Origin of the sequence: Rhodococcus sp. 15-725-2-2b (genome assembly GCF_002259075.1) — a bacterium.
Taxonomy (GTDB): domain Bacteria; phylum Actinomycetota; class Actinomycetes; order Mycobacteriales; family Mycobacteriaceae; genus Rhodococcoides.
The window spans coordinates 85,827-95,631 of the sequence record NZ_NPFL01000008.1 but is presented as its reverse complement, the minus strand read 5'-3'; the positions used below and the strand labels follow the sequence as shown (position 1 = coordinate 95,631).

7 protein-coding genes are annotated in these 9,805 nt (G+C 66.2%); 3 read left to right on the top strand and 4 right to left on the bottom strand.

What is annotated here, in order from left to right:
• Positions 1–117 precede the first annotated feature (117 nt).
• Together CH306_RS11230 and CH306_RS11225 are read right to left on the bottom strand one after the other, a co-directional pair.
• A complete protein-coding gene (locus CH306_RS11230; protein ID WP_094646648.1) occupies positions 118–519 on the bottom strand; it encodes a DUF6855 family protein in 402 nt (133 codons plus the stop codon).
• A 107-nt stretch (positions 520–626) separates the two neighbouring features.
• Complete coding sequence (locus CH306_RS11225; protein WP_094646639.1) at positions 627–2,438, bottom strand: multicopper oxidase family protein; 1,812 nt, start codon at positions 2,436–2,438, stop codon at positions 627–629.
• Between the two features lie 117 nt (positions 2,439–2,555).
• Between CH306_RS11225 and CH306_RS11220 the strand changes: the two genes are divergently transcribed.
• Positions 2,556–3,626, top strand: a complete 1,071-nt coding sequence (locus tag CH306_RS11220) for an ABC transporter ATP-binding protein (RefSeq protein WP_032395285.1) — start codon at positions 2,556–2,558, stop codon at positions 3,624–3,626.
• 54 nt (positions 3,627–3,680) lie between these two features.
• Here CH306_RS11220 and CH306_RS11215 read toward each other — a convergent pair whose 3' ends face one another.
• Together CH306_RS11215 and CH306_RS11210 are read right to left on the bottom strand one after the other, a co-directional pair.
• Positions 3,681–4,703, bottom strand: coding sequence for an aspartate-semialdehyde dehydrogenase (locus CH306_RS11215; protein ID WP_094646638.1), 1,023 nt, complete (start codon positions 4,701–4,703; stop codon positions 3,681–3,683).
• Positions 4,704–4,706: 3 nt separating this feature from the next.
• Positions 4,707–5,972: an aspartate kinase gene (locus CH306_RS11210; protein ID WP_032395287.1), complete on the bottom strand. Its 1,266-nt coding sequence runs from the start codon at positions 5,970–5,972 to the stop codon at positions 4,707–4,709.
• 149 nt (positions 5,973–6,121) lie between these two features.
• Here CH306_RS11210 and CH306_RS11205 point away from each other — a divergent pair, with 149 nt between their 5' ends.
• Together CH306_RS11205 and leuA are read left to right on the top strand one after the other, a co-directional pair.
• Entirely contained in the window at positions 6,122–7,798 is a 1,677-nt protein-coding gene (locus CH306_RS11205; RefSeq protein WP_143545442.1) for an FUSC family protein, read from the top strand.
• A 151-nt stretch (positions 7,799–7,949) separates the two neighbouring features.
• The gene (leuA, locus tag CH306_RS11200; protein WP_032395288.1) at positions 7,950–9,761 is read left to right on the top strand and encodes a 2-isopropylmalate synthase; all 1,812 of its coding nucleotides are present in this window, start codon (positions 7,950–7,952) and stop codon (positions 9,759–9,761) included.
• The last annotated feature ends 44 nt before the right edge of the window (positions 9,762–9,805 follow it).

The following is a 9,805-nucleotide window of genomic DNA, read 5'->3' as shown; positions in this document are numbered from 1 at the left end:
ACGACACGTCGGCGAGCTTGGAGACCAATTCCTGGTCCTTGAGCTCGAACACATCCCCCCATGTCTTCACCCCACGAAAGCTATACCCACCCACCGACAGGTTTCTCGGTGTCTGCGCTACAACGCGCGCATGCTGTTGTTCCGCGCGTTGTGGGTGAGCTCGGCCAGGCCGAGTTCTTCGAGGAGCGGCGGCAGGTACATCCCGAACCTGCCGCGGTATCCATTCCTGAGCCCGTACCAACCGCCGACCGGGTTGTCGGGCGCGCGCCCCCACGCTTCGACCGTGTCAGGAGCAGCCGTCTTCTTCTCGTCCGCGGCACCGAGCAACACCCAGTCGGCGCGGGCGACGAGCCACGCGTGCAGATCCTCGACCGCCTCGATGCGGTATCGCAGGGTCGTCGACCCCACCTGACATACGAGGGCGGGTGGCTCGTGGTCGGGATCGCGGTACATGGTGTATTCGGAAGTACCGGGGGCGGTGGTGAGTGCCCAGGGCTCGGATTTGGTTCCGCTGGTCATGGCCGAGGTCCGTTCCATTGTCGAGAGCGTGCGGCAGGGTCAGTGTGAGCCGACCGGACGGTGAACGCAACCAACTCCCGGCCCCGGACAGGTTCGGAAAAACTACGTCACGGAGCGACGGTGCGGTACCGCAGCATCATTTCGTGGTCCTCGTGATCGAGCATGTGGCAGTGCCACATGTAGCCCTGCAGCTCGCTCGATCCACCCATGTCATGACCGCTCATGTCGTGACCGCCGTGGTGCGCAGCCGGTCCCGCGAAGGTGGCGTCGGGGTCGAAGCCGAGTTCGTCGGCCGTCGGGAATCGGACCAGGATCTGCGTGACGGTGCCAGGGTAGGTGTTGACGGTGTCCTTCCACCCGGCTTCCCACGCCGCCGGCGGCACCGATGGACCGGTGAGGAACCTCTCCACCGGCGGAGCCCATCTCGTACCGAATGTCGGCCGGGGGAAGTCGCGTTGGTACGCGGCCAGGTCGATGGGGATGCGTCCCAATGTCCGAAAGTGCGCCAGGTGCAGGTGAATCGGGTGCGGCTCGACCGTCGTGTTGACGATGTTCCACATCTCCACGGTCCCCTGCTCGGGCATCTCGATGTCCGGGTCCGAGTACCGCAGGTTGTTCAGGTTCATCAGCGTCATGTCCAGGTTCAGCCCACCGGACGGCTGGTTGACCGTGACCGTTCGCGTGAACGTGGGGGTCGGCAACGGCGGCAACACATCCGGCTGTCCCTTCCCGCCGCGCAGCAACGACGGCATCCCGCCGCGGAACCCGGCTGCGGACGCGACGCGGAACTGGCAGAACAGTGGCATCGGCACCGCTCCGAGGGACGCGGCCTGCGCCGGTGGCGGCTCGTCGTTGAGCAGCTCGATCAGTGCGCCCGGTTCGACGGCACCGAAGTCGACGAGGATGTCGGCGCGCTCGGCAGGCGCGAGCCGAATGCTGGTGGCTTCCACCGGGGCGTCGAGCAATCCACCGTCGTTTCCGATGACCCAGAAGCGAAGCCTGTTGGTGAAGAACAGGTTCCACACGCTGTACGACCCGGCGTTGACGACTCGTAGACGGTACATACCCCGGGCGACTTCCATCGTCGGCCAGATCTTGCCGTTGACGACGCCGACGTCTCCGGTGCCGCCGCCTTCCCATTTGCCTTGCGGCACGGTGATATTGGAGCGGATGCTCATGCTGCCGTCGGGATTCATGATCTTTTCCTGCAGCACCAGCGGCAACTCGAACTCACCCGAGGGCAGCCCGAGCGCATTGTCGGATGTGCCGGTGTCCCACCGATCACGGACGAGGTTCATGCCGAGCAGGCCTGCATAGACGTTGATGCGCGTCATCGACATGGCGTGGTCGTGGTACCACAGTCCCGCGGCGTCGTTGAGTCCCGGGAAGTTGTGCGTCATCGACTCGCCCGGGCGCACCAGCATCTCGGAGTGCCCGTCGCTCGCCGGCTCGGTGATGCTGCCGTGCAGGTGCAGCGACGTCGGCGTCATCGTGCGGTCCATCTCGCTCATCCCGTGCAGCGAGGTGTCGATGTCCGCGGCGAGCGGGTTCCCTGCGGTGGTGTTGGAGTACTTCAGCGTCCAGGGCTGGCCGGTCTGCGACTCGATGGTGGGGCCGAGGTAGTCGCACTCGCCGTATCCGAAGGTGGGCGCGGGCCGTAGATCGGCGTGGAAGGCGTGGGTGGAGCTGTGCGCGTCGAGCGAGATCTCCGTGCCGCCGATCAGCGGCAACCGCGGTAGTTCGTCCCGGAACGGCGTCAGCGGCGGTGAATGGAACAGCAGGGGGCTCTGGCCCCGGAGGAAGTCGTCGGCCAGCGCGCGGCGCGTCGTCGACGCCACCGGGAGGGCGGCAGCACCGGCGGCCACTGCGGCCACGGCCAGCCCTCGCAGGGCGGTTCGTCTGGACACAGAGCCGCTCACCCGGCCACCTCTCTCCTCGTTGTGATTGGGGCCATACTATGTGCCCGTCGGCTCCCGCCGTCACCCCACACTCGGATCGTCCGGCACGTTCCTGCCGGTGGAGGGATCTATTTCGTCATGGCAACTATCACGTTCGAGCGTACGACCAGGCTGTTTCCCGGCTCCGACGCCCCCGCGGTGAACGAGCTCGACCTGCACATCGAGGACGGTGAGTTCCTCGTTCTGGTCGGTCCGTCCGGCTGTGGCAAGTCGACGTCGCTCCGGATGCTCGCGGGGCTCGAAGAGGTCAACTCCGGCCGCATCCTCATCGGCGGCAAGGACGTCACCAACTCCGAACCCAAGGATCGCGACATCGCGATGGTGTTCCAGAACTACGCGCTGTACCCGCACATGACCGTCGCCGAGAACATGGGGTTCGCCCTCAAGCTGGCGAAGGCGAACAAGGAGGACATTCGTACTCGTGTCGAGGAGGCTGCGAAGCTGCTCGACCTGGAGCCGTACCTCGATCGCAAGCCCAAGGCACTCTCAGGCGGCCAACGTCAGCGAGTTGCCATGGGGCGCGCCATCGTTCGCCAACCCCAGGTGTTCCTGATGGACGAGCCGCTGTCCAACCTCGACGCCAAACTTCGGGTGCAGACGCGCACGCAGATCGCTCAGCTGCAACGCCGGCTCGGGACGACGACGGTGTACGTCACCCACGATCAGGTCGAGGCCATGACGATGGGCGATCGGGTCGCGGTGCTCAAAGGTGGTGTGCTGCAACAGTGCGCCACCCCGCGCGAGCTGTACCGAACCCCGGTCAATGCGTTCGTCGCCGGGTTCATGGGCTCGCCGTCGATGAACCTGTTCCGCGCTCCGGTTACCGACGGCGGTGTCCGCCTGGCCGATCAGGTGGTTCCGGTTCCGCGGCAGACTCTCGGGTCGGCCACGGAGGTGATGTTCGGTATTCGGCCCGAGCACATCGAGATTGCCGACAGCGGAATTGCTCTCGAGATCGACGTGGTGGAGGAGCTCGGCTCCGAGGCGTTCGTGTTCGGCCGCGCAGACATCAACGGTAGGACCGAAACCATTGTGGCTCGGGCCGATTGGCGCAGCCCGCCCGAGAAGGGCGATCGCGTTCACGTCCGCATCGACGAGGCCCACGCCCACATCTTCGACGCCTCTGCCGAGGGCCGTCGCCTGAACTGACCACCCCGTCGTGCGCGTCGTGCGTAGCTCCGGCTGTGCACGACGCGCACGAGGTCAGACCAGCAGTTCGGCGATCTGGATGGTGTTCAGAGCGGCACCCTTGCGCAGGTTGTCGCCCGAGACGAACAGTGCAAGTCCGCGGCCGTCGGGCACGCCCGGATCCTGGCGGATACGACCCACCAGAGAGTCGTCCTTGCCTGCGGCCTGAAGCGGCGTCGGCACGTCGACCAACGACACGCCCGGTGCCGATGCCAACAGCTCGCGGGCACGCTCCGCCGAGAGCGGGTTGGCGAACTCGGCGTTGATCGACAGCGAGTGTCCGGTGAACACGGGTACCCGGACGCAGGTGCCGCTGACGAGCAGGTCGGGCAGGCCGAGGATCTTGCGCGATTCGTTGCGCAGTTTCTGGTCCTCGTCGGTTTCGCCGGATCCGTCGTCGACCAGCGCACCGGCCAGCGGCAGAACGTTGAAGGCGATGGGCGCGACGTACTTGTTCGGGGCCGGGAAATCGACCGACGAACCGTCGTGCACCAGCTTCTCGGCGTCGCCGATGACGGCGCGGGCCTGGGTGACGAGTTCCTCGACACCGGCGAGTCCGCTACCGGAGACGGCCTGGTAGCTCGAGACGATCAGCCGCTGCAGGCCGGCTTCGTCGTGCAGCACCTTGAGCACCGGCATGGCGGCCATGGTGGTGCAGTTCGGGTTGGCGATGATGCCGCGGGGCGGGTTCTTCGCTGCCTCGGGGTTGACCTCGCTGACCACCAACGGAACATCGGAGTCCTTGCGGAATGCCGACGAGTTGTCGATGACGGTGGCACCTGCTGCGGCGAATCGCGGGGCCTGCTCGCGAGAGAGCGTGGCACCGGCCGAGAACAGCGCGATGTCGATTCCAGTGAGGTCGGCGGTGGACGCGTCCTCGACGATGATCTCCTCGCCCCGGAACGGCAGCTTCTTGCCGGCCGAGCGAGCGGAGGCGAAGAATCGAACGGTGTCGGCGGGGAAGTTGCGCTCCTCCAACAGGGTTCGCATGACGGCACCGACCTGGCCGGTGGCTCCTACGACTGCAACTGTGGTCATCTTCTATCGTCCTGTTCCTGCGTGTACGACCGCTTCTTCGTCGCCACCGAGATCGAAGGCGGCGTGCAGCGCGCGTACTGCTTCGTCGAGCTGAGTGTCGCTGCACAGCACCGAGATACGGATCTCCGAGGTGCTGATCAGGTCGATGTTGATGCCGGCGTCGGCGAGGGCCTCACAGAACGTCGCGGTGACGCCGGGGTGGCTCTTCATGCCGGCACCGACGAGGGAGACCTTGCCGATGTGATCGTCGTAGAGCACCTGCGCGAAGCCGATCTCGGCCTGCAGCTTGGTGAGCTTCTCCACTGCCGTCGGGCCGTCGGCCTTGGGGCAGGTGAAGGTGATGTCGGTCTTGCCGGTGTCGATCTTGGACACGTTCTGCAACACCATGTCGATGTTGATCTCCGAGTCCGCCACGGCGCGAAAGACCTTGGCGGCGTAACCGGGAGTGTCGGGCAAGCCGACGACGGTGACCTTCGCCTCGCTGCGATCGTGTGCGACGCCGGTGAGAATTGCTTCTTCCACTGGAATGTCCTCCATAGATCCGGAGACGATCGTTCCGGGTTTCGTGGTGTACGACGAGCGCACGTGAACGGGAACGTTGTAGCGACGGGCGTATTCGACGCAGCGCAGCATGAGCACCTTCGCGCCGCAGGCAGCCATCTCCAGCATCTCCTCGAACGAGACGGTGTCGAGGTGCCGGGCGTTGGGCACGATCCTCGGGTCTGCGGTGAAGATGCCGTCGACGTCGGTGTAGATCTCGCAGACGTCGGCGTTCAGGGCTGCGGCGAGCGCAACGGCGGTGGTGTCCGAACCTCCGCGACCGAGCGTGGTGACGTCCTTGCTGTCCTGGCTGACGCCCTGGAATCCGGCGACGAGCACGATCGAACCCTCGTCGAGGGCGCTGCGCACGCGTCCCGGGGTGACGTCGATGATCTTGGCGTTGCCGTGCACGCTGGTGGTGACGACGCCTGCCTGGGAGCCGGTGAACGACCGGGCCTCGGCACCGAGTGAGTGGATGGCCATCGCGACCAACGCGTTGGAGATGCGTTCACCCGAGGTGAGCAGCATGTCCATCTCGCGGGCCGGCGGGGCCGGGCACACCTGCTGGGCCAGGTCGAGCAGTTCGTCGGTGGTGTCGCCCATGGCCGACACGACCACGACGACGTCGTTGCCTGCCTTCTTGGTCTCGACGATCCGTTCAGCGACGCGTCGGATGCGTTCGGCGGTCCCCACCGACGATCCACCGTACTTCTGGACGATGAGAGCCACGCGTGTTTACCTCCGCTGGATAGCCGACAATCGGGCGATTGTTCCGGGGTTACCCTACCGATCCGGCACCCCGAGCGGTGGCCCGGGTAGCTCCGAGCTGGGACTTTAGGGGGGCTCGCCTGCGGATACGCCTGTCCTAACATTGTCGGGTGACCCTTCCCGAGCATCGCCCGCCGCCACCCCCTCGAGGTCTGCGGGTGCTCTTCGGGCTCCCCGCCGTCGGGCGTCGCTGGCCGGGTGGACTGCGCTCGGCTCTGGCGTTCGGCGTCCCCGCGATCGCGGCGTGGGTTCTCGGGTTCCATACCGAGGCCTTACTGGTGGTCTCGGGCAGTTTCGCCGTCATCTACGGCGAGGGCCGTCCCTACCGTTCACGATGGTGGGTCGTCCTGACCGCGGGCGGCGCCCTGGTGGCATCGGTGTGGCTCGGCGCGACGGCCGGGCAGATGGAGCTCGATCTCGGAAGCACCGGATGGGCGCGGATGATCCCGGTGACCCTGCTCTCGCTCCTCGCTCCCGTCGCGGTCTACGTCATCGCCGCGCTGCGACTGGGACCGCCGGGGGCGTTCTTCTTCGTCCTGGTGTGCGCGGTGTCGTCGTACATTCCCGGAGCCGGCGTCAGCGCCGCTCACGGAGCGGTGTGTGCGGCTGTCGGTGTCGCGTCGGCGCTGGTGGTGTCGATGTCCGGAGTGCTGTGGGATCCACGAGGACCCGAGCGCGAGGCCGTCGGAGCCGCGGTGGGCGCGATCGAGAGATACACGAGTTCGCCGACGGCGTCTGCCGCCGATCGTCATGCGGCGGCGGCGCGTCTGCATGTGGCCTGGGCTGCCGTGTACGACGCGGGTGCCGCACGGTTGTCGTCGAGGCCGGCGCTGGTTCAGAGATTGTTCGACGCTCACCGGTCCTTCGCTGCGACAACGGCAGTGCGGGCGGATCCGGATCGGGCGGTCGACTTCGTATCCGATCAGCTGCCGCTGGCTCGGCCCGGCCTCGAGTATCGATTGCGGCGCTCGCTGCATCGGGATTCTCATGCGGCGTCCACGGCCGTGCGCGTGTTCTGCGCGGCAGCGGCCGCGGGCGGGGTCAGCGTCGCATTGGGCCTGAGCCGACCGGACTGGGCGATCCTCGGTGCCGTCCTGGTGCTGCAGCAGGGTCCCGATCGGGTGCACGGCACCTACCGGGGACTGCAGCGGCTCGGCGGAACCCTTGCCGGCGTCGCCCTGTTCTCGGCCATCTATCTCTCCCCGCTGACCGGCTTGGCCGTCATCGTGGTGTTGATGGTGCTGCAGTTCGCGATCGAGGTGTCGGTGGCGCGGAACTACGGGTTGGCCGTCACGTTCATCACCCCGCTCGCTCTGCTGATGGGCACACTGACGCATCCCGGGGCTGTGCTGGAGGAGATCGTCGTCGACCGGATCGTGGAGACGACGGTGGGCGTGGCCTTCGCATTCGCGGCGCTGTGGCTGCTGCTCCCCGGGGCATTCCGTCGCACATTGTTGTGGTCCGACGGCCGAGTTCTGACGCTCGGCACGCATCTGCTGACGGTGTTGCGGACCGAGGACGTGGCCGCGCCGGCAGCTCTCGCCATGCGGCGCGACGTCCAGTTCGAGCTCGTCGGGTCCGCTCTGGCCGGGGCCGAGGCCGCGCACAACGATCGAACCTGGACGCATCGGGTGTGGTCGCAACATGCCGAGGTCGATCGGCTCGGATACGAACTCCTCGCGCACTGTTGGACGATGACCGACGTCGGACGAACGGATGACATCGAACATTGGCAACGTCGACTCGACGCGGCGGTCACAGAATTCCACTCGTCAACCCTGGGGTAGGCCGTCGGCAGGCGGTAGTACACTCAGCCCATGCTGCGAGCTCTCCTTCTTAACAGCCGCGACGGGGTCTGAGACCAGACTGGCTTCCCGTCGCGGGGTTCGTTGCGCCGGTCGAACACATTGCTCTGATCTGTACGGAGAGACGAAGACCATGTCACCAGCCGACGCATTCACCTCGGGATCTCGCACCATCACCCCGCCCTCGCGGCCCGCTCCCAGCGACCAGCCCGCCTGGAACACCCAGAAGAACTCCTCGATGCCCACCTTCCGTTATCGGCCGTTCGCCGAGGAAGTGGAGCCCATCACCCTCCCCGACCGCACGTGGCCGGACAAGATCATCGACCGGACGCCGCAGTGGTGCGCAGTCGATCTGCGCGACGGCAACCAGGCGCTGATCGATCCGATGAGCCCGGCCCGCAAGCGCCGCATGTTCGACCTGCTGGTGCGCATGGGCTACAAGCAGATCGAGGTCGGCTTCCCGTCTGCCAGTCAGACCGACTTCGATTTCGTCCGCGAGATCATCGAGGACGGCGCGATCCCCGACGACGTCACCATCCAGGTACTCACGCAGTGCCGTCCCGAGCTGATCGAGCGCACGTTCGTCGCATGCGAGGGCGCTCGCAGCGTCATCGTTCACTTCTACAATTCGACGTCGATCCTGCAGCGCCGCGTGGTGTTCCGTGCCGAGCGTGACGTCATCAAGAAGATCGCCACCGACGGTGCCCGCAAGGTGCTCGAAGAAGCAGCCAAGTTCCCCGATACCGACTGGCGCTACGAGTACTCCCCCGAGTCCTACACCGGCACCGAACTCGCCTACGCCAAAGAGGTGTGCGACGCGGTCACCGCGATCATCGATCCCACCCCCGACAAGCCACTGATCCTGAATCTGCCTGCCACCGTCGAGATGGCGACACCCAATGTCTACGCCGACTCGATCGAGTGGATGAGCCGCAACCTCGACCGTCGTGACAGCATCGTGCTGTCGCTGCACCCGCACAACGACCGCGGAACCGGTGTTGCCGCAGCCGAACTCGGCTACCAGGCCGGTGCTGATCGCATCGAGGGTTGCCTGTTCGGCAACGGTGAGCGCACCGGCAACGTCTGCCTGGTGACGCTGGGCCTGAACCTGTTCACCCGCGGCGTCGATCCGCAGATCGACTTCTCCAACATCGACGAGGTCCGTCGAACGGTGGAGTACTGCAACCAACTTCCCGTCGCCGAGCGCCACCCCTACGGCGGCGACCTGGTCTACACCGCGTTCTCCGGCAGCCACCAGGACGCCATCAACAAGGGCCTGGACGCGATGAAGGTCACTGCGGACGAACTGGGTTCGGACATCGGTGACGTCACCTGGCAGGTTCCGTACCTGCCCGTCGACCCCAAGGACGTCGGTCGCACCTACGAGGCCGTCATCCGTGTCAATTCGCAGTCCGGCAAGGGCGGCGTCGCGTACATCATGAAGTCCGATCACGGACTGAACCTGCCGCGTCGACTGCAGATCGAGTTCTCCCAGGCCGTCCAACGCATCACCGACGGTGAGGGCGGCGAGGTCTCACCCAAGGAGATGTGGGACGTCTTCGCCGAGGAGTACCTGACGCCGATCCGTCCGCTCGAGCGCATCAAGCAGTCGGTACAGGCTGCCGAGGTCGACGGCGGAACCGACACGATCACCGCAACGGTCAAGGTCGACGGCGTCGAGCAGGAGATCTCCGGATCCGGCAACGGTCCACTCGCCTCGTTCGTCGATGCGCTGTCGACCATCGGCTACGACGTCAGCGTCCTCGACTACTCCGAGCACGCCATGTCCGCCGGCGACGACGCTCAGGCCGCGGCCTACGTCGAGGCCTCGGTCACCTCACCGTCCGGTGTGGCCACCACCGTATGGGGCGTCGGCATCGCGACGTCGATCACCACCGCGTCACTGCGCGCCGTGGTCTCGGCCGTGAACCGCGCGCTGAAATAAATCCCCTGCTCGACGAAAAGCCGCCCATTCCTTGCGAATGGGCG